The organism is Duganella caerulea, from assembly GCF_040362985.1.
GTDB lineage: Bacteria > Pseudomonadota > Gammaproteobacteria > Burkholderiales > Burkholderiaceae_D > Rugamonas > Rugamonas vulcania.
On sequence record NZ_BPWJ01000003.1, the window covers coordinates 245,733 to 264,543 of the forward strand.

The following is an 18,811-nucleotide window of genomic DNA, read 5'->3' on the forward strand; positions in this document are numbered from 1 at the left end:
GCGGGGCGGTGCATGCGGATTGCAGGTCAGGCGGACAGGGTGGTGTTGTGGATCTTGCCGCCGATGGTGACGTTGTCCAGCTTCAGGCCCTGCACGTTGTAGAGGTACCAGGGCTGCTCCATGTTGGCCGGCGTGCCGAAGTCGCAGTCGGAGATGGTGACGCCGGTGACGGGAACGATGGCGGGCATCGGCAGCGGCCCGTTGTAGTCCGAGGCCACCGGGCCGAGTATCACGATCGCCTGGTAGCACGAGACTACCTTGCCATCCTTGGTTTTCACATCGCCGACCTTCACGTTGGAGATGTGGACGTTGCTGACCATCGGCGGCCGTGTGCGGACGTTGTCGCTGATCGGCGTGTAGTCGCAATCGAAGGTGACGATGGCGCCGGCCGCCGTGGCGACAGTCTTCGATTGGATCGGCGATCCTGGCAGCGATGCGTAGAACGAAGGGCTGGTCTGCACGCCGTTCGGTATTGAGATGTCGCGCACGTAGAAATTGCGCAGGTAGCCGCCGCGATTGAGATTGGTCTTCAGACGGATCGCGGTGTTGAGCGGATTGGTGGCCCAGTTGATGTTCTGGAAAACCAGCTTTTGCGCGTACACGTTCTGGATGCCGCCCGCCATTTCGCTGCCCAGCGTGACGGCGCCATGGCCGCTCTGCATGGTGCAGTTCTGGATCACGATGTTCTGCGACGGCCCATACTGTGTATCGAGATCCTTGCCGGCCTTGATGGCGATGCAGTCGTCGCCGGTGTCGAAGGTGCAGCCGTCGATCAGCACATGGTCGCAGGCCTCGGGGTCGAAGCCGTCGCTATTGGGGCCCAGGCTTTCGCAATGCACCTTGCGGATGACGATATTACGGCAGTGGACAGGGTGGTGCTGCCAGAACGGTGTGTGCGTGACGTGGTAACCCTGCAGCAGCACGTTGGTGCAGCCGATCAGCTGTATCATCGGCGGCCGCAGATAGTGGCCCAGGCCGAACACGCGGCGCGACAGCGGCACGCCCGCTTCCGACAGCGCCGGCAGGTATTGCGCGTCCGCGCGCCAGCGGGCGCCTTCGCCTTGTATCAGCAGGCGTTCAGTTTCGGTGAGCTGCGGCGCGATGGCGGACAGCGATTCGGCGTTCATCGGGTTCTCGGTGTTCTCCGACATTTTCCCTTTGGTGAAATTGGGCGTCGAGCCTTGCGCCACCGCGTTCAGCGTTTTGAGTTTGCCCTTCCAGGTCCACCAGCAGTCGCCTTGTTCGTTGAACGGTACGCCGCCCTGGCCGTTCAGGGTGCTGGTCCAGTCGTCGCCGGTCAGGGCGATGTTGTCCTGGCCGTAGGCGTAGATCATCGACGAGAAGTTCAGGCAGTCGTTGCTCTGCCAGCGCGAGATCGAGAGCTTGCCCTGCTTGCCGCAATCGATGTCGCCGTACTTGGCGTAGTCCGCAGGGTTGTTGCTGAAGTAGATGTGGGCGCCCGCGCTCAGGTGCAGGTTGACGTTCGAGCGCAGCACGATCGGGCCGGCGCAGTACCAGTTCCCGGCGGGGACCAGCACGCGCCCGCCGCCCGCGTTATGGCAGGCGATGATGGCGGCTTTGAAGGCGGCATAGCAATCGTGCGATCCGGTGGCCGGGGTGTCGACGGTGTCCTGTTCTTCGAACGAGATCCAGGCTTTGACCTTGGCCAGCTTGCAGGTCCGCGCGCCGTGGGCGGTGATGGGGTAGTCCTGCTTGCGGAAGGTGAGTGGCTTGGAGACGCGGTCGATGATGGCCTGCGCCTGCAGCCACGGATCGGGCGCGGTGGCGGCGCGCGCAGTCACGCCGAGCGACAGGCCGGCGGCGGCGGGCAGGGCTTTCATCAGCTTGCGGCGCTGGGTGTTGATGGTCATGCGGTGATTCCTATTCGTCCGAATTGTTGAATTCACCGAGGAAGATCTCCGCCGGCGATGGTTTTGCGGTGTAGCCGAGATCCGTGACGGGATCGATGCCGGCTTTGACCAGGTTGTTCCAATGGTCGTCGGAGTTGTATTGGACCGGGCGGTAGGCCAGCGTCCCTTTCTTGTTCCAGTCCGACCACGGCGACGTGCGGTTGATGTGCGCGCCGATGCGCGAATTCATGACCACCATTTTGCCGACCGCTTCCAGCGAGTTCCTGGCGATGGTGCCTTTCGGTGCCTGGTAGCCGTTGCTTGGGCCGAAGGTGCAGGCGTAGCCGTCGACGGGGACTTTGTCGTAGGGCGTGCAGCGCGAGTTGTGGAACCACTGGCGCAACAGGTAGAACGCGCCGTTGTGTGCATTGGACGAGGCATCGCTCGTGAAGCGGCAGTTGTCGAAGACGAAGCCATAGCGGGTTTTGACGTGCGTGTCCGGCGCGGCGGCGTAGGAAAGGCCACGGTCGCCCAGCGATCTGATTTCGGTCTGGTGGAAGTAGGCGGTGCTGTCGCCGAAGATGAAATCGACGTCGCCTTCGATGTAGGAGTGGTTGAAGAAGCTGCGCGATGTGGTCGCGACCTGTGGTGACTTCAGGTACAGCGTGTCCTGGAATCCGATCAGGCGAATGTTTTCGAATTGCGCCTTGTCGGCGCCGTCCACTTGCAGCGCCAGCGCCTGGTGGTGGATGTTGTTGATGTTCGGGAGCGCTTCGGCGCGGGCGTTGCCGGTGTCCTTGTTGTAGCCGTTTTCGAAGGTCAGGTTGCGGGCCTGGAAGCCGTTGTCCTGAACCCAGACGGTGGCGGTGCCGAAGGTGCCGATCTGCGCGCGGTCCTTGATGGTTGCGTACATGACCTGCACCGCCGGCGCGGCCTTGGCGAATTGCGCGTCGTACTGGCGGGCGTAGTCGGCGCCGGTGTTGGAGGCGTCTAGTTTGGCGGTGATTTTTGTTGCGCTTGCGTCCTTGCCTTCGCCGTACATCGTGATCGGCGCGGCGGAGGCGGGGATGTAGACCAGCTCCGTGTAGGTCCCGGGCTTGAGCAGCATGTAAAGCCGTTTGGCAGGATGGTCCTTGCTGTCGGCGACCGCGCGGCTGACGGCTTCCTGCACGGTGTGGAAAAGTTTGACGCCGTCGGCTTTGACGGCCTTGTCGACGATGTAGTCGGGAGTGAAGGCTGCGCCTTTTGCCAGCGGGTCCGCCAATGGGTCCCACGGGTCGATGGTTTCCTTGCCGGCGGCGCCGACGTACTTCAGCACTTCGGTGTACGCGTACTGCCTGGATTGTTCGACGCTGAGCTGCGGCCGGGTGGTGGCCGTTGCCGGTGTTGAGGCCGTCTTGGCGGTTGCCGCCACCGCTGCGGCCCCTGTGGTCGCGGCGGCCGCATTGGCCGTCATGGCGGCAGGGAAGGCCGGGAAGGCGGTAAAGCGATCGGCGCAGGCGGCTGCCGGAGCGGCGGCGATTTCGCCCCTGAGCTCCACGAATTCGATCCGCCGGTCGGCGTTGCCGGCGATGCCGACATCGCGCAGCGTGGCCTGCAGCGGATGCTGCGCGTCGTAGCCTTGCATGATCACGCGGCCCGGCGTCACGCTATGCACGCCGTCGAAGGCGATGCTGGTGTAGACCGGAATCTGCGAGCCCTCGGCCTTTGGATTGTAGTGCGTGCTGATGTCGATTGGAGTCTTCACGTCGCGCAGGCAGATGTTCCGGTAGCTGACCTGGTCCACCACGCCGCCGCGCGACACGTCGCTCTTGATGCGCAGGCCGGACGTCGTGCCGTCCATGCTCAGGTCCTCGACCAGCACGCCGTGTACGCCGCCATTGGTCTCGCTGCCGATGGACATGCCATGGCCGCTGTAGAAATGGTTGTGCAGGACGGAGATGTTCTCCGTCGGCCCATTGCCGCCGGCCTTGATGGCGACGTTGTCGTCGCCGGTGCGGATATGGCTGTAGGCGATGGTGATGTTGCGTGACGAGATAGGATCGATGCCGTCGGTGTTGCGCGCGGTCGCCGGCGTATCGATGCGCATATGCCACGCGGTAAAGCCGTCCACGTTGTTCAGCGTGACGTGGAAGTTGGGCGAATTGCGCAAGGTGATCTTATGCAGCGTGAAGTCCTGCGAGCCATTGACTTCGATCAGGCGCGGCACGTTCTGACGGGCGTCCTCCTTCTGCGCGCGGCGGGCCAGCTGCCACCACGATTCGCGGAGACCGTCGACCACGTGGCCGCCCTGGCCATCAACGGCGCCTTCGCCGAAGATGCCGCTGCCCTTGGTCTTGTCGGCGGTGATGAAGGGCTTGCAGCCTTTACCCAGTTTGTCCACCGTGCCGCAAGTGCCGGCGCCCCGGTCGAACAATTTGGCGTTGGTGCTGGCGTACAGCGTGGTCGCCGCATCGATCAGCAGGCTGACGCCGTTGCGCAGCACGAGCGGGCCGGCGACGAAACCGTGCTTCTCGTTTTGCGAGGAGAGGCGCACCGCCTGCCCGGCCGCGCATTGGTCGATGGCGCTCTGGATACGGGCGGTGTCGTCCTTGCCGGCGGCGTCGTCGGCGGCCGTCAGGGTCGCGCAGGCCGTGGGGGCGACCGGCTCCGCGACCTTGCGCGTATCCTGCGCGTGGACGGTGCTGACGCCGGAAGCGGCCAGCAGAAATGCGATGCCCGCCGGGGACAACTGCCTCGTCATTGCTCGCTCTCCGGCTTGAACTGGCCCGCAGTCTCCGGCAAGGCGCGCTTCATCTCTTCCATCACCATGCGCGAGAAGTAGCCCGCGCCCTTGGCGCCAACGTGTGTGCGGTCGAACGCGGATTTGGCCGCGCCGGCCACTTCCACTTTGCCGGCGGCCAGCGCGGCCTCGGTGATTTTTTCAGGACGCGGCGCCACGGCCAGCGTATCCGCCTCGTCCTCGCCCATCGCCTGCACGGCGGCGTAGCTGTCGGCGTTCAGGTCCAGCAGGGCGACGTGCTGCGTGGCGGCGATGGCGCGCACCGCGTCCGCCCACGGCAGCAGGTTGTTTTCCAGGACTTTGTTGGTGAAGCTGCGGCGCGTCAGCGGCGTGACCAGCACCGGGATGCCGCCCAGCGCCTTGACCTCTTGCACGTAGCGCGTCATGTTGACGGGGAATTCAGTTTTCAGGTCGGTCGAACGGCCAGGCTTGCCCGGCTGGTCGTTGTGGCCGAACTGGATCAGGACATAAGTGGCGCGATAGGCCGCGGAGCCGCGCAGCAGGCCCTCCACCTCATCCCAGCGGCCTTCGGCGCGGAAGCTGCTGGAACTGCGGCCGCCCTTGGCCAGATTGAGGCAGGTATTGGCGCGGTTGATGCGCGCGCAGAAGGCGTCGCCGTAACCGCTGCTGTTGGCCATGGTCGAATCGCCGACCAGGATCACGCGGACAGGCTTGGCCGGCGCTTCGGCTGCTTGGCTGGCGCCGGCCAGCATCAGGGTGGCGGCGATGGTAAGGCTGTGGAAGTTCATGTTCGGTATCCGGGACAAAAAAAAGGCGCCGGCCGCATCGCGGTCCGGCGCCTGGGCTCAGGCGGAGAAGCTTTGATTGACAGCCTTGCCGCCGATCTTGACGTTCTTCAGTTTCAGCCCCTTGACGTTGTACAGGTACATCGGCTTGTCGGTGTTGACCGGCGTGCCCAGGTCGCAGTCGCTGATTTCGATGTCGGACACCGGCAGCACCTTCGGCTTGCCCGGACCGTTGTAGTCCGACGCCACCGGCCCCAGGATCACGATGGCCTGGTAGCAGGAGTAGCTGCCCGCCTTGGTCTCGACGTTGGCGCAGGTGACGTTCGAGATCCGCACATGGCTGACGCTCGGCGGACGGATGCGCACGTTGTCGTTGATCGGATCGTAGCCGCAATCGATGGTGATGATGCCGCCCGCCGACGTGGCCACCGACTTGGTCGGGATCAGCGAACCTGGCAGCGTCGAATAGAACGCCGGCGTGGTGCGGATGCCGTTCGGGATATGCACGTTCCGCACATGCATATTGCGCAGGTAGCCGCCGCGGCTCATATTGGTCTTGAGGCGGATCGCGATGTTCAGCGGATCGGTCTTCCAGTTGCTGTTCTCGAACACCAGGTTCTGCGCGTAGATGTTCTCGATCCCCCCGGACATGATGCTGCCCAGCGTGAGCGCACCATGGCCGCTCTGCATTTTGCAGTTCTGGATCACGATGTCCTTGGCGGGGCCGAACTGGATGTCCGGTCCCTTGCCCGAATCGATCGCGATGCAGTCGTCGCCGGTGTTGAAGTGGCAGTCCTCGATCAGCACCTTGGTGCACGATTCGGGATCGAAGCCGTCGCTGTTCGGGCCCATGCTGTTGGCGTAGACCTTCTTCACATGCATGTTGTGGCAGTTGACCGGATTGTGCTGCCAGAACGGCGTGTTGGTGGTCTGGTAGCCCTCGAACAGCACATTGGTGCAGCTGATGAACTGCACCATGTGTGGCCGCAGGTAGTGGCCGATGCCGAAGATGCGCTTCTCCACCGGCACGCGGGCTTCCGCCAGCGAACGCAGATAGTAGGAGTCGGTGCGCCACTTGTCGTTCGGTCCCTGGATGAACGCGGCTTCCGCCTCGCTCAGGTGCGGCGCGATCTCGCGCAGCGAGACCGGGTTGGCCGGATTGACGTGCACCTCGGTCTTGCCCTTGGTGTGCTTGACGTAGTTGCCGGTGCCGGCGGCGATGTCGCCGGCCCAATTCGGTTTCTCGCGGCCCTTCCACGACCACCAGCAATCCGGGTCGCCGTCGAAGGCCACGCCGGCCTGGCCGTCCAGGATGCTGGTCCAGTCCTCGCCGGTCAGGGCGATGTTGTCCTGGCCGTGCGCGTACACCATCGACGAGTAGTTCAGCAGGTCGTTACCTTCCCAGCGCGTGATCGACAGCTTGCCGTTCTTGCCGCAATCGTAGGCGCCATACTTGGCGTAGTCCGCCGGGTTGTTGCTGAAGTAGACGTGGGCGCCCGCCTTCAGGTGCACGTTCACGTTCGACAGCAGCACGATAGGGCCGGCGCACAGCCAGTTCCCGGCCGGGATCACCACGCGGCCGCCGCCGGCCTTGTGGCAGGCCTCGATGGCCTTGGCGATCGCAGGGTAGCAGTCGTGCGAACCGGCCACCGGGGTTTGCAGCGTGTCCGATTCGGTGAACGAGGTCCACGCCGTCACCGGCTTCACCTCGCAGGTGGCGGCGCCGAAGGCCGTCACCACGAAGTCTTCGTCGCGGAACTTCAACGGCTGCTTGAAGCGGTCGATGATGGCTTGCGCCTCCTTCCACGGATCGGCCGCCTTGGCGCCGGCCGCCAGCGCGGCCGGGCCGGCGGCGCCGGTCAGGCCGGCCGCCGACAAGGCCTGCAGGAAGCGCCGGCGGCCGAGGCCACCGCCTTGCTGTTCGTCTTTATGCATCTGTGCTCTCATCAGAAGGTGTAGGTAGCGCGGACGTTGTAGGCGCGGCCGATCGGGCTGGCAGCGCTGCTCAGGTAACCGAAGCTATACAGGCTGCTGTTGGTCACAGGCGGATTCACGTTGAACAGGTTGGTGATGCCGGCCGTGACCTGGATGTTCTTGAAGCCGTTGTAGGTCGTGGTCCAGTTCCATACCTTGTACGAATTGATGTTGCGCCAGTACTGCTGCGCCACCAGGTTCTGGTCGGTGTACTTGGAGTTGTAGTTCTGGGTCAGCTGGGTGTTCCAGTTGCCGGCGGCCCAGTTCAGCTTCAGCGTGTGCTTCCAGCGGAAGGTGATGATGGGCAGGCTGCTGGTGGTGCCGTTGCTGGCCAAGCCGAATTGGCCGATGTTCGACACATAAGGGCTGCCGTTATCGAGCTGGTTGTCGAACTGGGTCAGGTAGGTGCCGTCGATCGCCACCTTGAAGTCGCCGTAGGAGGTATGCGGGAAGGCATACGAAGCCGATACGTCGACGCCGGCCGCCTTCTGGCCGCCCAGGTTCATCGTGGTGTTCTTGATGTAGTTGATGGTGCCATCGGTCTTACGCACGAAGTACGACGCGTACTTGACCGGATCCAGGAAGTAGACCTGCTCCGGCAAGTTCGCCAGCATGTCGGTCATCTTGATGTTCCAGTAGTCGATCGACACCATCGACGACTTGTTCGGCTCGAACACGGTGCCCAGCGTGAAGCCCTTCGATTTTTCCGGCACCAGGTCAGGATTGGAGCCGGTCTGTTTTGGCAGCGTGGTGTTGCAGACGGTCGATGAGACCAGGCCTGGCAGCGCGGTGCCGGTGCCGGCCACGCCTGGCTTGCCGCCGGGGCAGAGGACCGGATCGTCCCACTTGGCGGCGGTCAGGCCGGTGGCGCCGGGCAGGCGGTAGCCGTAGCGGTCGAACAGCGTCGGTGCGCGGAAGCCGGTGTTGGCCGAGCCGCGGAACATCAGCTGCTTGGTCGGCTCGTAGCGGAAGCTGATCTTCGGATTGATGGTGTTACCGAAATCGCTGAAATGGTCGTCGCGCACGGCGGCGTTCAGTTCCAGCGTCTTGGTGATCGGCACATTCAACTCGGCGAACAGCGCGGCCACGTTGCGCGCGCCTTCGCCGTGCGCTGGCGAGGCGCTGGCGTAGGTGACGTCGGCGCTGATCGGCAGCTTGGTGTCTTCGGTGGTGTCGCGATGGAAGTCCATGCCCAAGGCCAGCGCCATCGAGCCGCCTTCCAGTTCCATCAGCGAGCGGCTGGCGGTCAGGTCGACGCCGGTGAAGGTCGACTTGGAGGTGCGGTTCTTGGCGCCGTCGACCTTGATGGTGTCGAGATAAGCCTGGCCTGCGGCGTCCTGCAGGCCGAAGGGATTGAGCACGCCGCTTTTCAGGCCGTCCAGCAGGCCCTGGCCGCGCGCGTAGCCGGATTGGTAGTAGTTGTCGCGCTGCGAAATGCCGACCACCAGGCCGGCCTTGTAGTCCCAGCCCGCCAGCGTGCCTTCATCCATGACGGACAGGCGCTGGTTCAGCTGCACATCCTTGGTGGTGGCCAGGCCCAGATCGGCCACGGCCCAGGTGAGGGTCAGCGGCGCGTTGTTCAGGCCAGCGACGGCGGGCACGCCGCCGCTTTTACCCGGATACCATTTGCTGGTCGAGGGCAGCGTGGCGCTCACGCCGTTGACGGCCAGCGCGTTGGTCGGGTTCTTGGTGCCGAGGATGAATTCCTCGCCGCGCGAGTAGTCGACGCTGATGACATGGTCTTCGCTCAGCTTCTTGGCGGCGCGGGCATAGAACGTGACCTGCTGGTTGGCGTACAGCGCGGTGCCGTATTCGTTGGCGTCGAGGACGCAGGTGCCCTTCTGGCCGACGATGGAGTAGGGCGCCAGGCAGCCGCTCGCGGCGTACGGGTTCTGGGCGTTCTTGTTGGTGGAGGTGGTGAAGTTGGCCGGCGTGGCGTTGCCGCCGGTGCCCAGCGTCGGCGCGCGGCCGATGGAGGTCAGCAGGGCGGCAGAGCTCAGGTCGGCGCGGTCGCGCGCGGCCAGGCGGGTGCGCTGGTGGGCATCGATGGTGCCGTAGACGCTCCAGCCGTCGCGCTCCAGATTGCCCTTGCCCCAGGTGATGCTGGCGCGCTGCTCGTCGCCGCCGCCGTTCTTCTCCGGCTGGACTTCCTGGCCGGTCAGCGACAGGCCTTCGAACGAGGTCTTGGTGATGAAGTTGACCACGCCGCCGATGGCGTCCGAGCCATAGATCGAGGAGGCGCCGTCACGCAGGATCTCGACGCGCGACAGGGCGCTCATCGGAATCACATCCAGGTTGGCGTAGCCGTCGGCGATCGCCTCGTTGGCCATGCGGCGGCCGTTGAGCAGCACCAGGGTGCGATTCACGCCCAGGCCGCGCAGGTTGATGTTGGTGCCGGAGCCGGCATTGGATGGCGCCAGCGATGCGGACTGCGGCAGCGACATCATGACGTCGGCCAGCGTGGTGATGCCCTGCTTGATGAAGTCCTCGGCCTTGACGGTGCTGACCGGCAGCGATGCCTCGGTGGCCAGGCGCTTGATGCTGGAGCCGGTCACTTCGACGCGGGTCATCGCCGGTTCCCCGCTCTGTTGTGCGGACGCCTGGTTGGCCAGCGTCAGCACGGCGATGGTGATGGCCGACAGCAGCAGGCGGGGTTGGGCGTAACGGTTTTGGACCGAGTGATCGGACGTGTTCATGCTAGTCTCCTTCGTCTTTTTGAATAAAGTTATGCGCCGTGCTGTTCAAGCACTGGACGTGAGTGGAGCACCTCGCGTACTCCGTGCCGCTGAGACGAGGGCCGCAGTGATGGACACGGGCCGTAGGTCGCAAGACGGTCGATAACTTATTGCTTTATTCGCGGACCGGCATCGAGGCCGGTCCTGCGCTACTACGGTGCTGCTACTTCTTTATCATCCGCGCGAGAAGGTGCGGGTCACGCGTTCGAGGTGGGCGCGCATGGCCTTGCGCGCCGCCGCCGGATCGTGGGAGGCGATCGCCTCCAGGATGCGGCGGTGGTCCTTCAGCGTTTCCTGACGCAGTTCCTCGGTCTGGAAGTGTTCTTTTAATTTGTGCCACAGGCGGCCGCGCTGGTCCCACAGGTAGTTCAGCGATCCGACCAGCGCGCTGTTGCCGGTGGCGCGCGCGATGGCGAGGTGGAAGTTGCGGTCGGCCTGCTCGTTGCTTGAATAGTGGTGGTGGTTCTGTTCCATCTCGACGACGGCCTTGAGGATGGCGTCGATGGCGCCGTCGGTGGCGACGCGCGCGGCGATGGCGGCGATCTCGGATTCGATCAGGCGGCGCGCGGACAGCACTTCGAACGGGCCGGGACCCGCTTCCGGCAGATCGGCCGCCGACGGTTCCGGCACTTCGCTGACGTAGACGCCGGAGCCGCCGCGCACTTCGATCACGCCGCCCAGTTCCAGCGCGATCAGCGCTTCGCGCAGCGAGGCGCGGCTGACGCTCAACTTGGTGGCGAGGTCGCGCTCGGACGGCAGCCGCTCGCCGCCCGCGATGTGCTCATCGCGGATCAGCTGCTGGATGCGGTCCGCCACCACGCGGTACAGGCGCGGTTCGTGGGCATTGCTGTCGGCAGGAGCGGAAGTCTTTTTCAGCATCTGTGTCTCGTCTTCGTAGTGTGGCTTTGATATTGCCATCTGGTCAGGCCATTCTAAGGTGGTCAGACCAAATATGCAATGTGGACTAGCCAAATTAATTTTTAGCTGTCATACTAAAATCGTCATGCAGCCGCGGGAAGACGGAGTTTACAGGGGTGTAGCCCCGCAAACAAGCCATTCCCGCCTGTGGCACCCAGGCCACAAACCCCGCCTGGCCGGCCAGCCTGAAACTGGCCTGACCACTTTGCAGCACACCAAACACCGCGAAAAAACAACGTTCGCCGGGACGCAGCGCCCGGAAAAGGAAGACAAATGACGACACCGACCAGCGCGGGTACGCCACGCTACATCCTCATGCACGACAACGATAACGTCGCCATTGTCGTCAACGACGGCGGGCTGCCGGCGGGCGCGGTATTCGCCAACGGCCTGGCGCTGCTGGAGGCCGTGCCGCAGGGGCACAAGGTGGCGCTGTGCGCCATCGCCAAGGGCGATCCGGTGCGGCGCTACAACGTCACCATCGGCTACGCCGCCTGCGATATCGCCGCAGGCAGCTGGGTCGCCGAGCCGCAGGTGGAGATGCCGCCGGCGCGCGAGCTGGTGAATCTGCCGATATCGACCAACCTGCCGCCGCCGGCTGAACCGCTGGAAGGCTATACGTTTGAAGGCTTCCGCAATCCGGACGGCAGCGTTGGCACGCGCAACATCCTGGCCATCACCACCACCGTGCAGTGCGTGGCGGGGGTGGTGGAGTTCGCGGTCAAGCGCATCAAGGACGAGCTGCTGCCGAAGTATCCCAACGTCGATGACGTGGTGGGGCTGGAGCACACCTACGGCTGCGGCGTGGCGATCGATGCGCCGGGCGCTATGGTGCCTATCCGTACGCTGCGCAATATCAGCCTCAATCCGAATTTCGGCGGGCAGGCCATGGTGGTGAGCCTCGGCTGCGAGAAGCTGCAGCCGGCGCGCCTGTTCCCCAAAGGCTCGATTCCGATCCAGAACGGCGGCGGCGCCGAGCCGGCGCTGGTCTGTTTGCAGGATGCGGGCCATGTGGGCTTCATGTCGATGATCGAGTCGATCATGAAGCAGGCCGAGATCAACCTGGCGGCGCTGGACAAGCGCCGCCGCGAAACCGTGCCCGCCTCCGAGCTGGTGGTGGGCGTGCAGTGCGGCGGCAGCGACGCCTTCTCCGGCGTGACCGCCAATCCGGCGGTGGGCTATGCCACCGATCTGCTGGTGCGCGCTGGCGCCACGGTGATGTTCTCCGAAGTGACCGAGGTGCGCGACGGGATCGATCAACTGACCTCGCGCGCGTCGACGCCGGAAGTGGCGCAGGCGATGATACGCGAGATGGAGTGGTACGACAGTTACCTCAAGCGCGGCGGCGTGGACCGCAGCGCCAACACCACGCCGGGCAACAAGAAGGGCGGGCTGTCGAACATCGTCGAGAAGGCGATGGGCTCCATCGTCAAATCCGGCAGCAGCCCGATCTCCGGCGTGCTGTCGCCGGGCGAGAAGCTGACGCAGAAAGGCCTGATCTACGCCGCCACGCCGGCCAGCGATTTCATTTGCGGCACGCTGCAGGTGGCGGCCGGCATGAACCTGCACGTCTTCACCACTGGCCGCGGCACCCCATACGGGCTGGCCGAAGTGCCGGTCATTAAAGTCGCCACGCGCAACGAGCTGGCCGCGCGCTGGCACGACCTGATGGACATCAACGCCGGGCGCATCGCCAGCGGCGAGGCAAGCATCGCCGATGTCGGCTGGGAGATGTTCCAACTGCTGCTCGATGTCGCCAGCGGACGCCGTACGTGGGCGGAGAAATGGAAGCTGCATAACGCACTGGTGCTGTTCAACCCGGCCCCGGTGACCTGATAAAACTACAAAACAGAGACTGAGACATGACCAAGCCATTCAAACGATTGCTGCTGACCGGCGCCGCCGGCGGCCTGGGTAAAATCCTGCGCGACCGCATCAAGCCATGGGCGGATGTGGTGCGCCTGTCCGACATCGGCGATATGGGCGCGGCGCGCGAGGGCGAGGAGATCGTGCAGTGCGACCTGGCCGACAAGGCCGCCGTGTTCAAGCTGCTGGAGGGCGTGGACGCGGTGCTGCACTTCGGTGGCATCTCGACCGAGAACACGTTCGAGAACATCATGGCGGCCAACATCGCCGGTACCTACAACCTGTACGAGGCGGCGCACAAGCACGGCGTCAAGCGCGTGGTGTTCGCCAGCTCCAACCACACCATCGGCTACTACAAGACCACCGACTACATCGACGCCGACAGCCCGATGCGGCCGGACAGCCTGTATGGCGTGAGCAAGTGCTTCGGCGAGTCGCTGTCGCGCTACTACTACGACCGCACCGGCATCGAGACGGTTTGCCTGCGCATCGGTTCCTCGTTCCCGGAGCCGGTCAATCCGCGCATGATGGTGACGTGGTTCAGCTACGACGATCTGGTGGAGTCGCTGCGCTGCTCGCTGTTCACGCCGCGCGTGGGGCATACGATTTTGTTCGGCGCTTCGGCCAATCCGGGCAGCTGGTGGGACAACAGCAAGGCCTCGCACCTGGGCTTCAAGCCGAAGGACAGCTCGACGCGCTTCGCCGCCAGCTTCCCGGATACCGGCGTGTATCCCCCGAAGGATGACGTGGCGACGATCTACCAGGGCGGGGGCTTCCTGATGTCAGGCCCGCAGTACAAGGACTAGTTTTCGGCGGCGCCTACATCCAGAACTGCCAGCACAGCACCACGGCGTTGTACACCGCGTGCACCAGCATCGGGCCGAGCAGGGTTTTGCTGCGCTCATAGGTCCACGCCGCGCACAGACCGAGCACAAAGACCGGCAGCATCGACATCGGCGGATGGACCACGGCGAAGATGGCGGCGCTCATCGCCATCGCCGGCATGGCGGACATCGAGCGGCGCAAGCCGCCGTAGATCAGGCCCCGGAAGATAAACTCTTCGCACAGCGGCGCGGCCAGCACGGCCAACGCCAGCAGCCACCCGCGCGAGACGACCGGCGCCGATGCCGTCGACTGTTTGGCGATGTCCGCCCACAGCGCCGAATGCTGCAAGCCGGTCAGATAGGCCAGCCCCACGGCGCAGGCGACGACGGCGGCCATCGCGCCATAGCCCAATGTCAGTTTCATGTCGCCGCCGCGCAGGATGGCCGGCACGCCGGCGGTCTTGCTGCGCCAGTAGATGAAGCGTATCAGCAGGTAGACCAGCAGGCCTGATGCGGCGAAGGCTATCGTCACCGCTGGCAGTGCGGGCATCTCCATGGCGTTCATCATGAACAACGCTATCAATCCCTGCATGATGAAGAACGCGGTGGCGGCGATCAGGCCATCGGAGGTGGAGACGCGCGGCGGCGGCGCGGCGGCAGGATCCAGCAGGTAGGGCAGGGCGTCGCGCGCCTTTTGCCACAGCGCCAGAGCCAGCGATGCGACCAGCACCATCACCACCAGTTTTTGCGACCACACATCGCTGTAGATCGACCAGGTGTAGAAGCTGGCCAGCAGCATGTACAGGTAGACGTAGGTGGGCCGCACGCGCGTGCGCACGTCGACCGCTTGCGGGTCGCAGGCGAATACGCCCAGCGAGACGGCGATCAGCGAGTAGATCGGCAGGCCGGCGAAGACGATCAGCAGGAGCGCCAGCATGCTCCATTCGAAGTGCCTGGTGTACCAGGCGCTGATGCCGACGATGATCAGCGGGTAGATCATGGTCAGCACGCCCCACAGCTGTGCCTTTTCCTTCAATACGCTCTCGATCGAGCGCGGCACCGTGTACAGCAGCCAGAGTACCTGGCCTTCGTTGTTCAGGGTCTGGAAGGCCGACAGCATCAGCATGTAGACGCCGATGCCGAAGGCGATGGCGGCGGCGACGGTGTGGTGCTCGCCGAGCTCCGCGAAACTATTCAGCTTGCCGTTGAAGACCAGCTGGCTGACCACGATAATCACCGGGAGCAGCAAGGTCTGGAAGAGGAAGTTGCGGTCACGGCTCAGCAGCCGCAGCTCGCGGCGCTTGATCGGGGTGAACGCGCGCGAAAGCCGCCCGCCGCCGCTGGACGCGACCTGCGGTTTGCGCCGCACGCTTTCCCGCGCGCCGGAGTTGACCACGCCGTTGCGCAGCTGGTACTGCATCAGCGCCACGCCGGCCCACAGCAGCACGGCGGTTTGCGCCAGCAGCAGCGCGATGGCGAGGCCTGCCTGCGCCAGGCTGGATGCCTGCATCGCCTGCAGCACCAGTCCCGGTGGCGTCCAGCCGGCCCACGCCGGGAAGGCGCGCGCCCACTCCAGCACGAAGCCGCTGGCGCCGGGCATGCCGAGCGCCATGACGAAATACATCAGGGGCATGCTGAACAAGCCGGTGATGGCCTGCAGGTTGCGCAGCTGCGACGCGGGCAGCCACATACGCAGTCCGGTGTCGGCCAGGGTATGCAGCAGCGCCGCCAGCGGCAGCAGCACCAGCAAGGCCGCCAGCGCCGCCAGCGGGGAGAACCACCCCATGCCCGAGTACCAGCCGATGATGCCGAGCGGCGGCATCAGCGCGAACACGCCGCTGATGTTGGACGCGCTGCGTTCCAGCAGGCGTCCCCACAACAGCGTGGGACGTTCGACCGGCATGGTCACCAGCCACTCCAGGTCCCAGTCGGGCTGCCCCAGCTCCTTGCTGCCCAGCGGGAGCAGGACGGCAAGCGCGAACAGCAGCGTGAGGGCCATCGTCAGTCCGCGCGTAAGCTCCGGCTGGAACGGCGCCTTGTGCAGCTGGGTGGCGGCCCGTTCCAGGTCCTGGTGGCGGTCGCCGTCATGGTCGACCACCTGGCAGCCACTGTCGGCCACCAGGTGGCAGTCCATGTTCAGCACCACGTTGCGCGACAGGCTGAGAAAGGAGAACGACATGAACAGCGCCATGACCACGGTCAGCACCCACATGGCGCTCTTCTTGCCGGCGATGCCGTCGCGCGGTTTCTTCTTGCGGAATTTGCGGAACAGGTTATTGGCCACCATGTTGCGCTGGCGGGTCAGGCGCATTTTCGTCATCAGCCAGATGGCGCGCGCCGGCGTCACTGCCTGGGCTGCGGGATGCGTCATTCCGCGCGCTCCGCCGCGGCTTCGTCGGTGATCTTCAGGAACACGTCCTCCAGCGAGCCGCTGGCCGAGGCCTCGGCGCGGATTTCGTCGAGCGTGCCGGTGGCCACCAGCTGGCCGTGGTGGATGATGCCGACGCGGTCGCACAGCTTTTCGGCCATGTCCAGCAAGTGGGTGGAGACGAAGATGGTGACGCCGCGCGCGGCGGCCGCCAGCAGCCGCTCCTGCACGTCGCGCGAGGCGCGCGGATCGAGGCCGTTGATCGGTTCATCGAGGATCAGCACCGCCGGGTCATGGATCAGCGCGCAGGCCAGGCCGAGGCGCTTCTTCATGCCCAGCGAGTAGTTGACGGCGTAGTCCTCGCCCGCTTCCTCCAGTCCGAATTCGCTTAGCAGGCGCGCGCTGCGCTCGACCGCTTCGGCGTGCGGATAGCCGTGCATCTCGCCGACGAACTGCAGGATCTCGCGGCCGCGCAGGTAGTCGTAGAAGATCGGGGTGTCGGGCAGGTAGCCCACGCGGCGTTTGACTTCGGCCGGCTCGCTGTGGCAATCGAGGCCGTCGACCAGCACCTGGCCGGCGCTCGGCACCAGGATGCCCATCATCATGCGGATGGTGGTGGTCTTGCCGGCGCCGTTGGGGCCGAGGAAGCCGAATACTTCGCCGCGCTTGACGGTCAGGTTCAGGGGTTTGACGGCATTGAAGCCGCCGTAGACCTTGGACAGTCCCTTGAATTCGATCATGTTTGCCTCGACAATGTTATGAGATTTTCTATTCATCATAGCATTGCCGGGACCCGGCGGGGAGGGGGCGGGGACTCGGCGACTACGGCGCCGGGTAGAGGCTCATGCCGAAGCGTTCGGTGCGCGGATGCCAGTTGCCGGTGATGTCGGCGGAGGCCAGCACGCGCTCGGCGCGGCCAATCAGCAGGGCGCGCGGCACCAGGCCGATGTAGCGCGAGTCGGCGCTGTTGTCGCGGTTATCGCCCAACATCATGTACTCGCCCGGCGGCACGGTGAGCGGCGCGAAATCGCGGCGGGCCTGCACCTGCGGCATCAGCTGGATCGAATGGGCGCGGGCGTCGGCGATGGATTCGCCCACGCGCAGCGCCTCCAGCTGGCCCAGGCCCTTGACGGTTTCGGTGGACTGTCCCTGGGCCGCGTAGCCGGCCGGCTGGCCGTTGATGACCAGCTGCTCGTTGCGCATCTCGACGCGGTCGCCCGGCAGCGCGATCACGCGCTTGATCAGCCGCGTGCCGTCCGTCGGCGACGAGAAGGTGACGATGTCGCCGCGCCGCGGTTCGCCGGTGGTGCCGAGGATGACGTCGGTCAGCGGCAGCTTGACGTTGTAGGCCAGGCGGTTGACGAACACCACGTCGCCCTCCAGCAGGTTGGGGTGCATGGAGGCGGACGGGATCGGGTTCCAGTCGGCGATGGCGGTGCGGAAGATCCCGAACAGCATCAGGAACAGTAAGAAGCCTTTGTTGGCGCGCGCCCAGTTTTTCATTGCATTCCCCAGAGTGGTATCGGTGACTCAGTTTGTTGGCTGATTCTTAAACATGGCTTAGCTGCGGGCTTACTTCGGCGCCGGCCTAACTATCGCGGTGAAATTGGTGGCATCCTTGTCGCATGAATACTACCTTTCCCCAAGACGCGCTGGCCGCGGTGACGCATGCCGATCCCTATCCATATTACGACGCTTTGGCGGCGGCACAAGGCTTGCGTTTCGACGCCGGCCTTGGCCTGTGGATCGCCGCCGGCGCCGTCGATGTGATGGCGGTGATGCGGCATCCCGATTGCCGCGTGCGGCCGCTGGCCGAGCCGGTGCCGGCGGCGATCGCCGGCGGCGGCGCCGGGCAGGTGTTCGGCGCGCTGGTGCGCATGAACGACGGCGAGCGGCACGCGCAACCGAAGCTGGCTTTGCAGCGGGCGCTGGCTGGCGTGGACACGCAGGCCGCTGAGCTGCTCGCGCGGCGGATCGGCGGCCGCTTGTGGCGCGACGACGGGCTGGCGTCGTGGATGTTCGAGGTCCCGGTGTCGGCGATGGCCAGCCTGCTCGGCTTCGCGGACAGCCAGCTGCCGGCGGTGGCGGCGTGGATGGGCGAGTTCGTGGCCTGCCTGTCACCGTACAGCGATGCGTCGCAGATCGGGCGCGCGCATGCGGCGGCGTTGTCGCTGCTGGCGGGCTTCGAGGAGTTGATGCGCGATGCGTCGCCGTCGGCGGCGCCGGGCAGCCTGCTGTCGCAGGTGATCGCCGAGGCGGAGGCGGTGGGCTGGAGCGAGTCGCATGGCTTGCTGGCCAATCTGGTCGGCCTGCTGTCGCAGACGTACGAGGCCACGGCTGGGCTGATCGGCAACAGCGTGCTGGCGCTGGCGCGTCAGCCGGAGGAGGAACGCAGCGGCGCGGAGGATGCGGCCATGCTGGTGCGGGCGGTCAGCCGCTTCGATCCGCCGATCCAGAACACGCGCCGCTTCGTGGCGCGCGATTGCGAGATCGGCGGGACGCCTTTAGTGGCGGGGCAAACGGTGTTGCTGGTGCTGGCCGCCGCCAACCGCGATCCGCGCGGCGAGGGACGCGAGTTCGGCTTCGGCCATGGTGTGCATGCCTGTCCAGGCCAGGCGTTGGCCTGCGCCTTCGCCACCGGCGCGATCGAGGCCTTGATGGCGAACGCGCACCCGGATGTGCTGCGGACGCTGAACTGGAGCTATCGCCGCTCGCCCAACGCCCGCATACCGCTCTTCAATTGAGTGC

Annotated in this window: 12 protein-coding genes; 3 read left to right on the plus strand and 9 right to left on the minus strand. The window is 65.2% G+C overall.

Going from position 1 to position 18,811, the window contains the following annotated elements; translation table 11 throughout:
- Window positions 1-26: 26 nt before the first annotated feature.
- The 6 genes from ACUJB0_RS10440 to ACUJB0_RS10465 form a co-directional block, all read right to left on the minus strand.
- Window positions 27-1,871 carry a glycoside hydrolase family 28 protein gene (locus ACUJB0_RS10440; protein ID WP_444845163.1) on the minus strand — a complete coding sequence of 615 codons (1,845 nt, stop codon included), beginning with the start codon at window positions 1,869-1,871 and terminating at the stop codon, window positions 27-29.
- A gap of 10 nt (window positions 1,872-1,881) precedes the next feature.
- The gene (locus ACUJB0_RS10445) at window positions 1,882-4,593 is read right to left on the minus strand and encodes a pectinesterase family protein (RefSeq protein ID WP_444845164.1); all 2,712 of its coding nucleotides are present in this window, start codon (window positions 4,591-4,593) and stop codon (window positions 1,882-1,884) included.
- Window positions 4,590-5,381, minus strand: coding sequence for a rhamnogalacturonan acetylesterase (locus ACUJB0_RS10450; RefSeq protein WP_444845165.1), 792 nt, complete (start codon window positions 5,379-5,381; stop codon window positions 4,590-4,592). The genes ACUJB0_RS10445 and ACUJB0_RS10450 overlap by 4 nt, the downstream gene beginning before the upstream one ends.
- A 57-nt stretch (window positions 5,382-5,438) precedes the next feature.
- Complete coding sequence (locus ACUJB0_RS10455; RefSeq protein WP_444845166.1) at window positions 5,439-7,313, minus strand: glycoside hydrolase family 28 protein; 1,875 nt, start codon at window positions 7,311-7,313, stop codon at window positions 5,439-5,441.
- 11 nt (window positions 7,314-7,324) lie between these two features.
- Window positions 7,325-10,048, minus strand: a complete 2,724-nt coding sequence (locus ACUJB0_RS10460; RefSeq protein ID WP_444845167.1) for a TonB-dependent receptor — start codon at window positions 10,046-10,048, stop codon at window positions 7,325-7,327.
- A gap of 213 nt (window positions 10,049-10,261) precedes the next feature.
- Entirely contained in the window at window positions 10,262-11,005 is a 744-nt protein-coding gene (locus ACUJB0_RS10465; protein WP_444845168.1) for a FadR/GntR family transcriptional regulator, read from the minus strand.
- A gap of 273 nt (window positions 11,006-11,278) precedes the next feature.
- Here ACUJB0_RS10465 and garD point away from each other — a divergent pair, with 273 nt between their 5' ends.
- Window positions 11,279-12,841: a galactarate dehydratase gene (gene garD, locus ACUJB0_RS10470; RefSeq protein WP_444845169.1), complete on the plus strand. Its 1,563-nt coding sequence runs from the start codon at window positions 11,279-11,281 to the stop codon at window positions 12,839-12,841.
- A gap of 26 nt (window positions 12,842-12,867) precedes the next feature.
- Window positions 12,868-13,677 carry an NAD-dependent epimerase/dehydratase family protein gene (locus ACUJB0_RS10475; RefSeq protein ID WP_444845170.1) on the plus strand — a complete coding sequence of 270 codons (810 nt, stop codon included), beginning with the start codon at window positions 12,868-12,870 and terminating at the stop codon, window positions 13,675-13,677.
- A 13-nt stretch (window positions 13,678-13,690) separates the two neighbouring features.
- On the opposite strand, the gene ACUJB0_RS10480 is transcribed toward ACUJB0_RS10475, so the two are convergent.
- The 3 genes from ACUJB0_RS10480 to lepB all read right to left on the minus strand — a co-directional run bounded on the left by ACUJB0_RS10480 (window position 13,691) and on the right by lepB (window position 17,566).
- A complete protein-coding gene (locus ACUJB0_RS10480; RefSeq protein WP_444845171.1) occupies window positions 13,691-16,066 on the minus strand; it encodes a CPBP family intramembrane glutamic endopeptidase in 2,376 nt (791 codons plus the stop codon).
- Window positions 16,063-16,803, minus strand: coding sequence for an ABC transporter ATP-binding protein (locus ACUJB0_RS10485; protein ID WP_444845172.1), 741 nt, complete (start codon window positions 16,801-16,803; stop codon window positions 16,063-16,065). The genes ACUJB0_RS10480 and ACUJB0_RS10485 overlap by 4 nt, the downstream gene beginning before the upstream one ends.
- Before the next feature lie 82 nt (window positions 16,804-16,885).
- On the minus strand, window positions 16,886-17,566 hold the full coding sequence (gene lepB, locus ACUJB0_RS10490; RefSeq protein ID WP_444845173.1) for a signal peptidase I: 681 nt from the start codon (window positions 17,564-17,566) through the stop codon (window positions 16,886-16,888).
- A 122-nt stretch (window positions 17,567-17,688) separates the two neighbouring features.
- Here lepB and ACUJB0_RS10495 point away from each other — a divergent pair, with 122 nt between their 5' ends.
- A complete protein-coding gene (locus ACUJB0_RS10495; protein ID WP_444845174.1) occupies window positions 17,689-18,807 on the plus strand; it encodes a cytochrome P450 family protein in 1,119 nt (372 codons plus the stop codon).
- Window positions 18,808-18,811 lie beyond the last annotated feature (4 nt).